Source organism: Salmonella sp. 741265073_HBA, assembly GCF_046569105.1.
GTDB classification, from domain to species: Bacteria; Pseudomonadota; Gammaproteobacteria; order Enterobacterales; family Enterobacteriaceae; genus Salmonella; species Salmonella enterica.
Genome location: NZ_JBKFRY010000002.1, coordinates 288,857 through 303,336 on the forward strand (window position 1 = coordinate 288,857; position 14,480 = coordinate 303,336).

At 48.0% G+C, this 14,480-nt stretch carries 12 protein-coding genes, 1 tRNA gene and 4 pseudogenes; 6 read left to right on the forward strand and 11 right to left on the reverse strand.

Annotation, left to right across the window (positions count from 1 at the left end; translation table 11 throughout):
- Positions 1-81: 81 nt before the first annotated feature.
- The gene (gene fimW / locus ACLD3P_RS03920; protein ID WP_000948629.1) at positions 82-678 is read right to left on the reverse strand and encodes a fimbria biosynthesis transcriptional regulator FimW; all 597 of its coding nucleotides are present in this window, start codon (positions 676-678) and stop codon (positions 82-84) included.
- Positions 679-932: 254 nt separating this feature from the next.
- Here fimW and ACLD3P_RS03925 point away from each other — a divergent pair.
- Positions 933-1,009 (forward strand) — tRNA-Arg (locus ACLD3P_RS03925).
- A gap of 21 nt (positions 1,010-1,030) precedes the next feature.
- On the opposite strand, the pseudogene ACLD3P_RS03930 reads toward ACLD3P_RS03925, so the two are convergent.
- The 7 genes and pseudogenes from ACLD3P_RS03930 to ACLD3P_RS03960 form a co-directional block, all read right to left on the reverse strand.
- A pseudogene (locus ACLD3P_RS03930) lies at positions 1,031-1,156 on the reverse strand (integrase); the annotation flags it as partial.
- Positions 1,146-1,503, reverse strand: a pseudogene (locus ACLD3P_RS03935) (IS3 family transposase); the annotation flags it as partial. The pseudogenes ACLD3P_RS03930 and ACLD3P_RS03935, both read right to left, overlap by 11 nt.
- 70 nt (positions 1,504-1,573) lie before the next feature.
- On the reverse strand, positions 1,574-1,792 hold the full coding sequence (locus ACLD3P_RS03940; protein WP_411006329.1) for a transposase: 219 nt from the start codon (positions 1,790-1,792) through the stop codon (positions 1,574-1,576).
- A 386-nt stretch (positions 1,793-2,178) separates the two neighbouring features.
- Positions 2,179-3,831 carry a putative glucosyltransferase GtrC1 gene (gene gtrC1, locus ACLD3P_RS03945; RefSeq protein WP_131046232.1) on the reverse strand — a complete coding sequence of 551 codons (1,653 nt, stop codon included), beginning with the start codon at positions 3,829-3,831 and terminating at the stop codon, positions 2,179-2,181.
- Entirely contained in the window at positions 3,812-4,738 is a 927-nt protein-coding gene (locus ACLD3P_RS03950; protein ID WP_131041695.1) for a glycosyltransferase family 2 protein, read from the reverse strand. The genes gtrC1 and ACLD3P_RS03950 overlap by 20 nt, the downstream gene beginning before the upstream one ends.
- Positions 4,735-5,097 carry a GtrA family protein gene (locus tag ACLD3P_RS03955; RefSeq protein WP_000915531.1) on the reverse strand — a complete coding sequence of 121 codons (363 nt, stop codon included), beginning with the start codon at positions 5,095-5,097 and terminating at the stop codon, positions 4,735-4,737. The genes ACLD3P_RS03950 and ACLD3P_RS03955 overlap by 4 nt, the downstream gene beginning before the upstream one ends.
- 867 nt (positions 5,098-5,964) lie before the next feature.
- A pseudogene (locus ACLD3P_RS03960) lies at positions 5,965-6,339 on the reverse strand (ATP-binding protein); the annotation flags it as partial.
- Between the two features lie 3 nt (positions 6,340-6,342).
- Between ACLD3P_RS03960 and ACLD3P_RS03965 the strand changes: the two are divergent.
- Positions 6,343-6,609 (forward strand): annotated as a pseudogene (locus ACLD3P_RS03965) (efflux RND transporter permease subunit); the annotation flags it as partial.
- Between the two features lie 50 nt (positions 6,610-6,659).
- On the opposite strand, the gene rclR reads toward ACLD3P_RS03965, so the two are convergent.
- Positions 6,660-7,514 (reverse strand): reactive chlorine-specific transcriptional regulator RclR, encoded by an 855-nt coding sequence (rclR, locus tag ACLD3P_RS03970; protein WP_131046230.1) that lies wholly within the window; start codon positions 7,512-7,514, stop codon positions 6,660-6,662.
- 215 nt (positions 7,515-7,729) lie between these two features.
- Between rclR and rclA the strand changes: the two genes are divergently transcribed.
- The 3 genes from rclA to rclC all read left to right on the forward strand — a co-directional run bounded on the left by rclA (position 7,730) and on the right by rclC (position 10,021).
- Positions 7,730-9,055 carry a pyridine nucleotide-disulfide oxidoreductase gene (gene rclA / locus ACLD3P_RS03975; protein ID WP_411006330.1) on the forward strand — a complete coding sequence of 442 codons (1,326 nt, stop codon included), beginning with the start codon at positions 7,730-7,732 and terminating at the stop codon, positions 9,053-9,055.
- A 156-nt stretch (positions 9,056-9,211) separates the two neighbouring features.
- Entirely contained in the window at positions 9,212-9,448 is a 237-nt protein-coding gene (rclB, locus tag ACLD3P_RS03980) for a reactive chlorine resistance periplasmic protein RclB (protein WP_023220881.1), read from the forward strand.
- Between the two features lie 12 nt (positions 9,449-9,460).
- On the forward strand, positions 9,461-10,021 hold the full coding sequence (gene rclC / locus ACLD3P_RS03985; RefSeq protein ID WP_000362177.1) for a reactive chlorine resistance membrane protein RclC: 561 nt from the start codon (positions 9,461-9,463) through the stop codon (positions 10,019-10,021).
- A 78-nt stretch (positions 10,022-10,099) separates the two neighbouring features.
- Here the strand turns inward: rclC and ACLD3P_RS03990 are convergent, their stop codons facing one another.
- Complete coding sequence (locus tag ACLD3P_RS03990) at positions 10,100-11,275, reverse strand: DnaJ family molecular chaperone (RefSeq protein ID WP_001033457.1); 1,176 nt, start codon at positions 11,273-11,275, stop codon at positions 10,100-10,102.
- 325 nt (positions 11,276-11,600) lie between these two features.
- Between ACLD3P_RS03990 and pheP the strand changes: the two genes are divergently transcribed.
- Positions 11,601-12,995 carry a phenylalanine transporter gene (gene pheP, locus ACLD3P_RS03995; protein WP_000786283.1) on the forward strand — a complete coding sequence of 465 codons (1,395 nt, stop codon included), beginning with the start codon at positions 11,601-11,603 and terminating at the stop codon, positions 12,993-12,995.
- A gap of 41 nt (positions 12,996-13,036) precedes the next feature.
- Here the strand turns inward: pheP and ACLD3P_RS04000 are convergent, their stop codons facing one another.
- Positions 13,037-14,284: a mechanosensitive ion channel family protein gene (locus tag ACLD3P_RS04000; protein ID WP_001156971.1), complete on the reverse strand. Its 1,248-nt coding sequence runs from the start codon at positions 14,282-14,284 to the stop codon at positions 13,037-13,039.
- Positions 14,285-14,480 lie beyond the last annotated feature (196 nt).

Genomic DNA, 14,480 nt, shown 5'->3' on the forward strand with positions numbered 1-14,480 from the left:
AGCGTTAAAAAAATGCCTGTAGGTATCGTTACTTAATTATTGGTGAGATATTTCGTAAGCCTTGTAAAAAGTTAAGTGAGTTTACTTACTGAGTAAGAAATGAAGGTTAACTCTAATATACTTTAAAAACTGCTGCTCCGTTTTAACATGTAATTTGCGCATAATGCTCCGGCGGAGTGACTTTGTCTGCTCTTCAGAAAGTGAAAGTAAAGCAGCCGTTTCGCTTAAATGATAACCGCTGGCGATCAGTTTTAACAGGTGACGTTCTGTTACTGAAAAATGACGAGTCGTGCAATAGTGGCAAATGCCGGAAGGGACGCTATGTCGAAGCGCTCGCTTATGTAAGATCAATATCATTTTCCGGGTAATTTCTTCAACATCATCTTCCCGATAAATATGCGGCAGCATATACAGACATGGTCTGAACATGAGCTTTTCTTTATCGCATTTATTACAAATAATTACCCGTAGCTGATGTTGGGTATGCATAGGTATCTGGTAACAGCCTGCGCTGAACCAATCATCATCCAGGGCCAGGAAAGCGATATCGGCATTATCTATCTCTTCTGGCGGCAGAAAGTCAATTTTCTGTTGCCATTGATTCGCCAGACGCGTCATGATGATTTTCAAACCATGCTCAAAGTGACTGTTTTGTTCCTTAATAGCGATACTCAGCATAAAAAATATCCTACACGGCAGGTGAATCATGGTGAAATATTAAAGAAACTGATTGATTATCTAAATACTGGCGGCCTTAATTCCCACTTTATGCGTGCTGAGATGTGTCCAGGCGATTTCCTGGAACCTGGCATTGCGCCAGAAAAGACGATATTCGTACACTTAGTCAGCAACCAGAACAAAAGCCATTGACTCAGGAGTGCCTGACCGTATAATTCTCGCGTTTCGTCTACACGAAGTCTTCACTTCACAAGGCGCCCTTAGCTCAGTTGGATAGAGCAACGGCCTTCTAAGCCGTGGGTCGCAGGTTCGAATCCTGCAGGGCGCGCCATCTAAAAATCAACGCGTTACGCTTCTTTATTCCCTCCTTATTTTCCATATGGGACATATTTGGGACATCATCACTGAAAATCGAGTCAATTTGTTTCGCGTGTTCCGTTAAATGATTCGGCGCAAGGTGAGCATATCTATGAATCACCACGGATAACCTGGACACTTCTGAGTCGTTGATGATATAGGTTTTCATATTCAGCCGGTGGCATCTGCTCGCTCGAACCATGCCGGCGTCTACTGTTATAAAACATTTCTATGTAATCAAAAATATCGCTTCTGGCTTCGTCTCTCGTTCCGTAGATCTTTTCCTTTATCAGTTCACGCTTCAGTAGCTGGAAAAAGCTTTCTGCAACCGCATTGTCATGACAGTTGCCACGACGGCTCATTCTGCTCTCCAGTCCGTGCGATTTCAGGATCGACTGCCATTCATAGCGGGTGATTACGTCGCCACACGGCCATCAGAAGCGCATTCAGGACTCTATCTTTTGTCATTCATGGTTGCAGTGACCAATTGAATCTATTGCGGCTTTTTTTAATATGTCCCGTTCGTCAGTAACCCGCTTCAACTCTTTCGGGAGTCGGCGGATTCCGGTCTGATCATCTGACTGCTCTTTATTTCTTTATTGGTGGAGGAGTCCGACCCGTACTTCTTTATCCTGGCGTAAAGACTGTGGGTAGTAATATCGAGATGTGTTGCGACGCTGGAAACAGAATGGCCACGCTCAACAACCTGTCTTACCGCTTCAATTTTAAACTCTTCGGGATAACGTTTACCGCTCATAGGCACCTCTCTTTAAGTCATCTTAAATGGCTCTGAGGTGTCTGTTAAATCCGTGGCGATTCACATTGACCGCAGATTGTCAGGTTCCTTTACCCGGTAGTGAAACCAGTAGGGGGCAGTTTATCCGCACTAAAAGACGGTGTTCCTGCATCTGTGGTGGAGTTGAACCGGATGGGCTTTGGGCACATGCGTATCCTTGCGTGTATTGGTCAGTTGCCGGAGTCTGGATTAATGCACTATGGCTCCGTTGGGTTCTTTTTTGGGACTGATGGTGCATTGCGACTTCTTGCTAAGAAACCTGATGGGGCATTTGTGACATACGATATGTAGGAATCCCCGCCGCCCGTTACCCATTGGTGGCGGGGAACATTAATTATACATGAATGTTATTTAATTATTTCCGTAATATTCTCATTTGTCCTCGCCCCTGTTCTAACGTCCCATGTCCCAGATGTAATTGATTCTAATTCATTTGAATCTATGCCGTTAATCGCCCGCCCGGAAAGCCATCTTCCGTCTATTTGGAATGTCTTCTTGTCGACATCTGCATTTATAATTTTTCCATCCTTTGTTTTAAAGCTAATGAACATCGCTGTATTCTCATCAAGAGAATCAGCAGGATTCTTATTAAACTCAAATATTACAAAGGTTTTAATGTCCATTTGCTGTTTATATATCCATAATGATTTTATATAAACGTTGTTACATATTTTTGCGTTAATATTAAGAGGCTTGAAATTAAAGGCTCGTGAATAGTCGAAAAATCCTGGAGCAGTTATTTTCAAATCAATCCCGTAGTATCTAGACATTGCTTCACTGTTAAACGTATCAAGACTTGGGCCTGCATGCAGTACCGGTGGAAAGTAATAATCAGGAATTATCGCTTGATCTTGTTTGTTATGTTTCGCCCTGTCTATTATTTCTTCCCTAATCTCCGTTTGTTTGCTTATTGATTTAATTGATGAGTAATAGAGGATGTATGATGGAATGAAATATAAAAAAGCCATTGCATATGTAGTAACAGATAAATAAATGGAAGCCTTGTTAAATTTCGTAAATGCAGAATGAGCAACAAAGGAAATCGAAAGAATCATAAAGCAGAGTGCTCCATTGAGAGCCCTGCTGGGCATTGCAGGAGATGCAAGGAACGCAACATTTGCAGCAATTGCACCCAGTATGAATAAAAAGCTTCCAAACATAAGTTTGCTGCTACTATTCCTTGATAACACTACAGAGATTAGTAGTATTATAAATGCAATATAGACCTGCCAATATGCCCCCATTGCTGATGGCAGCCTTTCTGAAAAGTGCTCAAGAACCCTCCATGCAAGTGGTTGATTGTACCAGTCTTGTATTGTAGACGCACGGGATAGGTTTCCCGGAGCCAGCAGGAGAACCCCCGCGCCTATTGCAGATCCGAATACGCCAATCAGTAAATATTTATTTCTATTCATTATAAAGAAATATGCTACAGAAATTAATACAACTACAAGAGATGTGTTTTCATTTGAGCAACCTGCAAATATCGATGATATGGCATATACAAAGAGTATTAAATTGGATTTTTTACCATTGCTTAAATATATAGAAATTAGTATATAAATGGCAATGAACATGTTGGTCCATAAGTAATTTGCTGACCCAACAAGCCAGAAGTTAGTTTGACCGAGGGCTGGATTTGCAATGAAGTATAAGAAAAATAAGAAAATCATCACATATGGGGACGGTGACGACTTTGTTAATGTAGCTGGGATCATTGTCCAGCACAACACCATTAATGTTAGCGCTGCTGAGTTTATTGCATTGTAAATATGCGGGGAGAAAAACTTTAATAGAGATGTGCTGATCGTATCTGACACAACCCTTCCGCTCCATCCCAAATAGTGCATTTTTACGCTAGAAAGCGAAAGCTCTCTTAGGGCATAAGTATAGTCATCAGAGTTCATTGGTGTGATAAATCCTATTGAATACACCAACGAGAAAACTATAAGGATAGCAATTACCATTTTTAATCTATTGTTAACCATTTTTCTTCTCATTCTTAATTATGTACTTAGGCCTTTTTTTTGTTTCTATGTAAATCCTGCCAATATATTCCCCAAGAATACCTATTCCTATCAATTGAACGCCACCCAGAAAAAGTACAGAAACAAGAAGAGACGGGTAGCCAGGAACATTATTTCCAAATATTAATTTATCAATAATCATCCATGCACCGTAAAGGAATGACATACCTGCAATAAACAATCCAATGTAAGTCCATATGCGGAGCGGAAATGTTGAGAAAGAAGTTATTCCTTCCAGCGCCAGATTCCATAATTTCCAGCCATTGAATTTTGAATCGCCGGCAACACGCTCAGCGCGGGCGTATTCAACTACATCAGTCTTGCCGCCCACCCATGACAGAACGCCTTTCATAAACAGATTACGTTCTGGCATCTGTTTAATATTTTCGACAACTTCACGACTCATTAACCGAAAGTCGCCAACGTTCTCTTCGATTTTCGGATTGCTGATTTTGTTGTGCAGCTTATAAAACCATTCAGCTGTCTTACGCTTCATGCGCCCGTCAGTTGAGCGGTCTGAGCGCTTAGCCAGCACCATATCCGCGCCAGCCTGCCACTTCTCAATGAGATGGGGGATAACTTCTATCGGATCCTGTAAATCGACATCAATAGGAATGACCGCATCCCCGGTTGCATGGTCGAGACCCGCGAAAAGAGCAGGTTCTTTACCGAAGTTTCGCGTAAACGAAAGCGGAATAACGAGCGGATCAGATGCAGCTATTTTGTTAATTATTGATTCAGTCGCATCTTTGCTTCCGTCGTTGATGAAAACAATCTCAACTTCATACGGTTTTAGCTCTTCAAACTCGCGAACCGTTTTATAGAAAATAGGTATCGCATCTTCTTCATTGAAGACCGGAACGACTAACGAGATTTTCATTTCGCATCCCTAAAGACAATGAACTTTGAATAAATGAATCCGCATATCAGGCTGATAGCTGAAAAGGTGACAAGAGTAAGGAGTGGCGGCAGGGAGCATTTGTCAGCCATCCAGCCAACAACAGCGCTCAGTGTTCCCATAAATCCCACGTACATCATGTAGCGAAGCGTGGTAGTGCTGGCGTTAAAGGTGAAGCGCGCATTGGCATAGAAGCTGAACGATACGGCGATAACAAAACCGGAAAAGTTCGCCAGCGCCTGATGCGTATGCATCCCATACACACAAAAAGCAAATACGCTCCAATGAATAAGCGTGTTAAGAACACCGATCGATGTGTACTTAGCGAATAACTTCAACATTATGAAAATCAGCGGATTCGGAAAGGTCTGGAGTGTAGCACTACAAATTGCTTTGATCGATATAAACGATCAATAATGTGATATTTGATAGTTTAAACTTATTGTTATCTTATTAATTGATCGTTGTTACCGATCAATTGGGGCTACTGATTGCTGAGTGGGTTGGGACAAAAACGGGACACACAAAGCTTTGCATCGGCTTGCAAGGCTTTGCATGTTTTTCGAAGATGGGGCGAGTGAGCGCCGTAGTAATGGGATAACTTGTTGTTAGCTCAGGTAGTTCCAGGAACATCTAAGCCGTGGGTCGCAGGTTCGAATCCTGCAGGGCGCGCCATTTAACCTCTCAAAATTATGTTAATCCGTAAGCTTCTGCGGGGGCGACGTTGTGCCATCCGCAGTACGTGACGCTAATATGCAAATAACTAATTGTGTTTAATCTGTTTATGGTGCTCCTCAGCCTGGATCTCGTGGGCGAAAGAATGGGCATTATTCATCGATTGATGGATGACCATTGCTTTTTCATAGTCGTCCATTTCAGAAAAGGGTGTCGCATTTTCCACAGGAGTCGGGGCGCTGGTTTTCTGTGTCTAAGCCATTTGCTGGTGCGCGAAGGCGTCACCGTTATTCATCATCTCATGCGCCGTGGCGGATAATTGGCGGGATTCCATTTTCTCTGCGACTTTTACGCCAGCTGAAATAAAAAAACGACAGCTAAAAGGGATGTAAACTTATTTATCTTATTTCTCCGGTGTGGGTTAATAAGAGAAATAATAAAACAGTCGTTGGGTCTGGCGCGTGACGGGATAATGACGATGATGTCAGATTATTTTGCTGGCTAGTGATAGCGCCTTTCACTATCGCTACAGTTCAACGGAGGTGTTTGGGTAATGTCAAAATAAAACGAGTAGCGCGCGTATCGGAGGTGACAGAAACTTTTCCCTGATGCGCAATGACGATGGATTTTACAATTGCCAGGCCTATACCGCTGCCTTCCCCTTTACGCTGGCGGGAGGGATCAACCCGATAAAAACGATCGAAAAGGCGCGGCAAATGTTCCGGCGCGATTGGCGTACCGGGGTTTTCAACAATAATATGTATCTGGTCGTCCGCTTCTTTTATCCGAAGAGTAATGGTTTTACCCGGCGGCGTATAGCGCATCGTATTAGAGAGTAAATTACTGATGGCTCTGCGCAGCATGATGGGATCGCCGGTGATCCAGCAGGCGCGGCCTTCAAAGCGCAAGCTCCCAACACCTTTTCGGCAGAAAAACTCGATGAGACGCTTTACCACGGGGCGGTGCTTCGGGGGCGGCCAAAAGCCATGACGGTAGCGGTGATTATCGCCGGTCTGCTGCCTGTTTTATGGAGGACCGGCGCGGGTTCTGAAGTGATGAGCCGTATTGCCGCGCCGATGGTCAGCGGCATGATTACCGCGCCGCTGCTGTCGCTGTTTATCATTCCGGCAGCCTACAAGCTGATGTGGCTGCGCAGGCATCGTTGCCTTGCGGCATAACGTGTGTCGCCCGCCTGCGGCGTCAAACTGCAGGCGGGTTCAGCCTACGTTTATCGTCCGAGCGCGCTGACCCGTTTGCGGTATTCGCCTGGTGTACAACCGAATTCACGGACAAAAGCTTTGTGAAAAGAAGATTCGCTCGCATAACCTACCGACTCGGCAATCACCATCACCGGCAGCGCTTCACGCGACAGGGTCTGAGCGGCGATTTGCAGGCGCAGCGTTGTTAACACGGCTAAGGGCGTCGTAGCGGACACGTCGCGAAATAGCTGGGCGAAGCTCGCCCGCGACATGTGTACCCGTTGCGCCAGCGTTTCGACCGTCCAGGGATGCGCCGGTGTTTCCAGCATGTGAAGGATCACGCGGCCCAGCCGGGGATGCAGCAATAAATTGAGCACGCTTTTCGCCGCGCCAGCCTGCGATAGCCAGTCGCGAACGGCGAGGGTAAACAGCGTGGCGCACTGCTGACTGTATAAGACATCAGCGCCAGGCAAATGGCGTTCTGACTCCTGCTGTAACAGCAAAATGGCGGCGTTAATCCAGATACTGGCGGGGCTATGCGGCGGCGGGGCAAGACATAACACTTCCGGCAACGCGGTAAGGAAATAACGTGACGTCGTGTGCAGACGTAGACTACCGCACACGATATGTGTCGGTGCTTCGCCAGACTGGCGCAAACGGTGGGCGGAGTTTTGCGGCAGAATCACCACCTTTCCCGGCGTAAGCGTCATGGCGTCGCCGGTAGGCATTTCCAGTTGCGCTTCGCCCTGCGTAACGGTATGCCAGCGAATCACCGATAGTTCGCCAGCGGCGTGCGGCAACTGCCAGTCGCCGCCTAACGGGCAATTCTTGTCGATTGAGCCCTGAGGGGCGTTAAGCGTCAATAGCCGACTAAGCGCATCCATATAGACTCCAGAACAGATTCTTTTTCAAAAATAGGGATAACCATTTCTGTCTCTGTTCACTATATTTCGGACTCAATGTCATTTCTACTCTTGTTTTTGCTAACCGCTAATTTAGACGATAAGACAAAAAATGACGCGTTGCGGATAACCCTGTCTTTTTTGACGTTATTTATACTTGTCCTGACAAACAGATGGTGATTTGGCGGAGAAAGAAGATGACACAGTATCAGGCGCTCATTATTGGTTTTGGCAAGGCAGGAAAAACGTTGGCGGCAACTCTGGCGAAGACGGGATGGCGCGTGGCGATTATCGAACAGTCCGCCAGTATGTTCGGCGGAACCTGCATCAACATTGGCTGCATTCCAACGAAAACGCTGGTGCATGATGCGGAACGTGAGGGCGATTTTTCTGTCGCCATGCAACGCAAAGCGGCGGTCGTAAATTTTTTACGCGACAAAAATTTTCATAATCTTGCCGACCTGGACAATGTCGATGTGATTGAGGGAAGGGCTGAGTTTATTGATAACCATACCTTACGGGTATTTCAGGAGGACGGCGAGCGGGTGTTACGGGGAGAAAAGATCTTCATTAATACTGGCGCAGAGTCGGTGATCCCGGCTATTACGGGCATAACAACGACGGCGGGGGTGTTCGATAGCACCGGGTTACTCAGCCTGAGCCAGCGCCCGGCGCGGCTGGGGATTTTAGGCGGTGGTTATATTGGCCTTGAATTTGCCTCAATGTTCGCCAACTTCGGTACGAAGGTCACTATCTTTGAAGCAGCGCCGCAATTCCTGCCTCGTGAAGATCGGGATATCGCGCAGGCAATTACCCGTATTTTACAGGAAAAGGGCGTCGAGCTGATTTTAAACGCCAACGTACAGGCCGTATCCTCAAGGGAGGGCGCGGTACAAGTAGAAACGCCGGAAGGCGCGCATCTTGTGGATGCCCTGCTGGTGGCGTCGGGGCGAAAACCGGCGACGGCTGGCTTACAGTTGCAGAACGCCGGCGTGGCGGTGAACGAACGCGGCGGGATCATCGTGGATGATTTCCTGCGTACCACGGCGGACAATATCTGGGCGATGGGCGACGTTACCGGTGGGTTGCAGTTTACCTATATTTCACTGGATGATTTTCGTATTGTACGCGACGGGTTATTGGGAGATGGCAAACGCAGTACCCGCGATCGCCAGAACGTCCCGTATTCCGTCTTTATGACGCCGCCGCTCTCTCGTGTCGGGCTGACGGAAGAACAAGCGCGGGCAAGCGGCGCAACGGTGCAGGTGGTGACATTACCGGTGGCGGCGATCCCTCGCGCCCGTGTTATGAACGATACTCGTGGCGTACTAAAAGCGGTAGTGGACGTGAATACGCAGCGTATTGTAGGGGTGTCATTGTTATGCGTCGATTCTCATGAAATGATTAATATCGTTAAAACCGTTATGGATGCAGATTTACCTTATACGGTGTTACGCGACCAGATATTTACCCATCCTACAATGAGTGAGTCTTTAAACGATCTCTTCTCTCTCATTAAGTAAAACATAAATAACGTAGCCCTGTTAATCAGGGCTTTTTTTTGCCTGTCAGGCTATAAAAATACGCCAGGACAAATATGCTGGCGTCTGAAAGAAAAGGCTTTAGTCAGGCGTAACGTATTATAACACCATTGAAATAACCCACGACTGGAAATCTCGATGTTAAAAATTACCACGCTTATTGCTTCATTATTGGCTGCGCCGCTGGCGTTTTCCGCCTCCGCCCAGCCGCTAACTGACGTTGAATATATCAGCGTTTCTGCGGTGGCAGCAACGCCGTCAATGCTTGAAGACGCTATTGCCAGACTGGCGCAAAGTAAACAGGCCTCGTCATGGAAAATTACGTCAATGCGTATTGATAATACGGGTTACGCCACTGCGATATTATATAAATAAGGAGAGCCTGAGATGGATAAATATCTTCGTCTGTTAAGTCAGGGGGATCGGCTGGGATTAACATTAATTCGCCTGAGTATCGCCATCGTTTTTATCTGGATTGGACTACTAAAATTTGTGCCCTATGAGGCAGACAGTATTACCCCATTTGTGGCGAACAGCCCGTTTATGTCTTTTTTCTATGAACATCCTGAAGAATATCGTCAGCATCTGACTCATGAGGGCGAACTAAAACCGGAGGAACGCGCCTGGCAAACGGCCAATAATACGTATGCGTTTTCGGATGGTCTGGGCGTGGTGGAATTGATTATCGCGGCGCTGGTACTGGCTAACCCTGTCAGCCGCTGGTTAGGGCTGGCGGGCGGCGTGCTGGCATTCCTGACGCCATTTGTCACGCTGTCGTTTTTAATCACCACGCCGGAGGCCTGGGTTATGCCGCTGGGCGATGCGCATTATGGTTTTCCGTATTTATCGGGCGCCGGACGGCTGGTATTAAAAGATACGTTAATGCTGGCAGGTGCGGTGATGATCATGGCGGACTCCGCCCGTTCGTTACTTTTACAGCGACAGTAGCGCCCCTCTTACCCTCTTTATGCCGCGATTCGTCGGGTGGCGCTTGCGCCATCCGACAATTTATTGATGAATGATGGACTACCCTGACAGAAGTTCCTGTTCCACCTGTTGAACCTGCGCCTCCAGCGTATTGCGAATTTCGGTTAGCGCCCGTTCCTGCTCGGAGAAATAGGCTTCCTTATCCGCAACGGAAGAGGCGAGCCGCCAGGCGTTTTCCGTTTCCAGTTGCGTTATCTCTTTCAACAGCGCGTCGATTTGCGTGCGGAGCTGGCGTATTTTATGGCGCAGATGTTCCAGGTTATTTAGCCTGTCGCTTGCCATCATCGGTTCCAGACCGCTTTGCAACTGTGTCAGTAACGCGCGAATTGCCGCCAGATCGGCATTCTGCCGCGCCTGATTAAGCTGTACCATCATCTGGTGCGCTTTTTCTTTCAATTCATCGGCGACCACATCCGGGTGACACAGGCGGCTGGCCTGACGCCACAAACGTTTTAATTCACTGCGTTCGTCGGCCGACAAACGTTGATCGCGGGCGTAGCGGAATTGCGCTTCCTGCTGCTGCTCCCGATACTGGTGATAGTCCTGTTCCGCATTTTCCTGCGCCTGGCGGAATGCGCTGTCGTCCTGATGGGAAAAATCCGCTTCCAGCTCGCGAATTTCCGCCAGCAACGCGGTAATTAATTCCGTCTGCTGCTGGATTCGCTGACGGATTCCCACCGCTTCGCGCGAGGCGGCATTCAATCCTGTCCACTGCTGTTTTAGCGTTGCCAGTTGATCCACGGCCTGGGAAATAAATTGCAGGCAGGATTGATAATCCTTTTCCCGGCGTTTTATTTCGGCTTCTTGCTTACGCTGCATACTCACCGCGAGCTGTTTACGCAACTCCAGAATACGGCTCATCAACGGCCCGAGACGCAGATGATAGAGATCGTTGAAATCGTCGAGAATTTGTACCCGCGCATTTCGTTTGTCAATCAGATCGCGAAGCTGGGCTTCAAGCGCTTTCAGCTCCAGTTTACTGGCGGCAATAGAGGGATCTTGCCACGTCGAGAGCGCCCGTTGAGCCTGTAGCCAGGCGGCGATCTCTTGCATGGCGTCACTGAATCGACGAGCTTCAATCGCCTGGGCAATCGCGCTGATTACGGCATCCTGCGGCTCATTTTTCAGGTAGATGAGCTGCTGACGGATAATCTCTTCGTCCTCAAGTTCGATGGCGCTTTTGATGATCTCTAAACGTTTGATGATCTTATTCATGACGTTGATGCCTGGCGTGGCTCAAAAACGGATAACAGATACCAGGTCTGATTCACCTTTTTGAAAATACTGAAAAAATACTAAATGTATTCTGTAGGGTGTCGTACTTTTCGTCCAGAGTTATTCACATATTTTATACTCGGCATCTGTCACCCGTAACGTTCTATATCGGCGCGCGCTCTTTTCTTTTTACTCCCCGCGATATCTTTTTTTACACGATAACGTTAACGTCCGGAGTTGAGCCTTGACAAACGATTGCGCCTTGCGGCAGCGAGAGCGAAATGTTAAAAGGTGCCCCTCAATAAAAACGATACAGGGGTAGGACGTGAAAAACGCGTCAACTGCATCCGGCGCCAGCGTGTCGGATGCCGCGTCGAAGAATGAACCGACGCTTCAACGGGGGTTGCAAAACCGCCATATTCAGCTAATCGCGCTGGGCGGCGCCATTGGCACCGGACTGTTTCTGGGCATCGGCCCGGCGATTCAAATGGCGGGGCCGGCTGTTTTGTTGGGCTATGGCGTTGCCGGGATTATCGCTTTTCTCATTATGCGCCAGTTGGGTGAAATGGTCGTGGAAGAGCCGGTTTCCGGATCGTTTGCCCACTTCGCCTGGAAATATTGGGGGCCGTTTGCGGGCTTTTTGTCGGGCTGGAACTATTGGGTCATGTTTGTGCTGGTCGGGATGGCGGAGCTGACCGCGGCGGGCATCTATATGCAGTACTGGCTGCCTGACGTACCAACATGGATTTGGGCGGCGGCGTTTTTTATTATCATTAATGCCGTAAATCTGGTGAACGTTCGTCTGTATGGCGAAACGGAATTCTGGTTCGCGCTCATTAAAGTGCTGGCGATTATCGGCATGATAGGTTTTGGTCTGTGGCTGCTGTTCTCCGGCCACGGCGGCGAACATGCCAGCATTGATAACCTCTGGCGTTATAACGGTTTCTTCGCTACCGGTTGGCATGGTTTGCTTCTGTCGCTGGCGGTGATTATGTTTTCTTTTGGCGGACTGGAGCTGATCGGCATTACTGCGGCGGAAGCGCGCGATCCGCAAAAAAGCATTCCGAAAGCGGTGAATCAGGTGGTATACCGTATTTTGCTGTTCTACATCGGTTCGCTGGTGGTGTTGCTGGCGCTCTATCCGTGGGTAGAGGTGAAATCCAATAGCAGCCCTTTTGTGATGATCTTCCATAACCTGGACAGTAATGTGGTGGCGTCGGCGCTGAATTTCGTTATTCTGGTCGCGTCGCTTTCGGTGTATAACAGCGGCGTTTATTCGAACAGCCGAATGCTGTTCGGCCTGTCCGTACAAGGCAATGCGCCGAAATTTTTAACCCGCGTCAGCCATCGCGGCGTGCCGGTGAACTCGCTGATACTTTCCGGAGCGATTACCTCGCTGGTGGTGCTGATCAACTATCTGTTGCCGCAAAAAGCGTTTAGCCTGTTGATGGCACTGGTTGTCGCGACGCTATTGCTAAACTGGATAATGATCTGTCTCGCGCATTTACGTTTTCGCGCGGCGATGCGTCGTAAAGGGCGCGAGACGCAATTTAAGGCGCTGTTCTATCCCGCCGGAAACTATTTGTGCATTGCGTTTCTGGCGCTGATTCTGGTGTTAATGTGTACGATGGACGATATGCGATTGTCGGCGATTTTGCTGCCGGTATGGATTGTATTTCTGTTTATCGCGTTTACAGTTTTGCGCCGTAAGGCTCATTAACTTTTTTGCCCGATCCCATGCTCATGCGATCGGGCAATCCATTAATGCCGCAATGTCCCTGACAGCGCGCGAATATCGCTGCCGGTCGGCGTCTGATGAATACGCAAGCCGAACTCTTCCACCACCGCAAATATATGGTCGAAAATATCGGCCTGAATGCTCTCATATTCCAGCCACACGACGGTATTGGTAAAGGCGTAGATCTCTATCGGCAAACCATGATCGTCAGGCGCCAGTTGGCGTACCATCAGCGTCATGTCTTTACGGATGCGCGGATGGTGGCGTAAATATTCGTTCAGATAGGCGCGAAATGTCCCGATATTGGTCATTCGGCGGTGATTTAAGGCTGATTCCGGCGCATCCAGTTGTTTATTCCATTCATCGATTTCCTGATGACGGCTGGTAAGGTACGGCTTTAACAGTTGCGCGGTTAACAGCCGCTGTTTTTCATCATCATCCAGAAAATGGATACTGGTCGCGTCAATATTAATGCTGCGTTTAATCCGGCGTCCGCCGGACGCAGACATGCCGCTCCAGTTTTTGAACGAGTCGGAAACCAGCGACCAGGTGGGAATGGTGGTGATGGTATTATCCCAGTTGCGTACTTTTACCGTGGTTAAGCCAATATCAATGACCGCGCCATCTGCGCCATATTTCGGCATTTCCAGCCAGTCGCCCAGTTTGAGCATATCGTTGGCGGAAAGCTGGATACCGGCAACCAGGCCAAGAATCGGGTCTTTAAAGACCAGCATTAATACCGCGGCCATCGCGCCCAGCCCGCTGATTAAAATTGCTGGTGACTGGCCAATCAGCAGTGAGATCATCAGAATGCCGACGATAATGGCGCCGATGAGCTTAATACCCTGAAATATTCCTTTTAGCGGTAACTGAGAGGCGGCGGGCCATTTTTGCGATAGATTGAAAATCACGTCCAGCAGAGAAAATAACGACAGCAGGGCGTAGGTCATAATCCATAACTGCGCGCAGGTCGTCAGGATATCCGCAGCCTCACTGCCTTTTTGTAGCCAGAGCGCGGCCTGAATATTGACAATGATGCCTTGCAGCGTAAAAGCCAGACGATGGAATAATTTATTCTGGGTAATAATTTGCAGCCACAGGCGGGAACTGGCGCTGGCACGTTTTTCGAAAGCGCGCAGTACTATCCAGTGCAAAATAATATGCACGACAACTGCCGTCAGAAAAATAATACCAAATATCACCACCAGCGACGTGGTGTGATTCATTTCAATTCCCGCTAAATCTTCTACCTGGGATATCAATTCCTGCATAATCTCTCCTTTATAAACAGCAGCCTATGATGACTGCTGAATGGCATTTATGCAAATCAGGACGCTCGCGCTTCAGGCATAATCAGCAACAGACGGGTAAAAGCGCTTCAGGGGTTATCCATACGCTATATTTTATCCAGCGCCCCATAAACGTCGTTATTTTACGCCACCCCATTTTTTTGAACAGGCGCCAGTT

Coding starts and splice junctions, on each gene's coding strand:
- ACLD3P_RS04000 (WP_001156971.1), bottom strand. CDS start 14,284: ATGCAGGAATTGATATCCCAGGTAGAAGATTTAGCGGGAATTGAAATG.
- rclB (WP_023220881.1), top strand. CDS start 9,212: ATGTTAAAAATTACCACGCTTATTGCTTCATTATTGGCTGCGCCGCTG.
- rclC (WP_000362177.1), top strand. CDS start 9,461: ATGGATAAATATCTTCGTCTGTTAAGTCAGGGGGATCGGCTGGGATTA.
- ACLD3P_RS03990 (WP_001033457.1), bottom strand. CDS start 11,275: ATGAATAAGATCATCAAACGTTTAGAGATCATCAAAAGCGCCATCGAA.
- fimW (WP_000948629.1), bottom strand. CDS start 678: ATGCTGAGTATCGCTATTAAGGAACAAAACAGTCACTTTGAGCATGGT.
- ACLD3P_RS03955 (WP_000915531.1), bottom strand. CDS start 5,097: ATGTTGAAGTTATTCGCTAAGTACACATCGATCGGTGTTCTTAACACG.
- rclA (WP_411006330.1), top strand. CDS start 7,730: ATGACACAGTATCAGGCGCTCATTATTGGTTTTGGCAAGGCAGGAAAA.
- ACLD3P_RS03940 (WP_411006329.1), bottom strand. CDS start 1,792: ATGAGCGGTAAACGTTATCCCGAAGAGTTTAAAATTGAAGCGGTAAGA.
- gtrC1 (WP_131046232.1), bottom strand. CDS start 3,831: ATGAGAAGAAAAATGGTTAACAATAGATTAAAAATGGTAATTGCTATC.
- ACLD3P_RS03950 (WP_131041695.1), bottom strand. CDS start 4,738: ATGAAAATCTCGTTAGTCGTTCCGGTCTTCAATGAAGAAGATGCGATA.
- rclR (WP_131046230.1), bottom strand. CDS start 7,514: ATGGATGCGCTTAGTCGGCTATTGACGCTTAACGCCCCTCAGGGCTCA.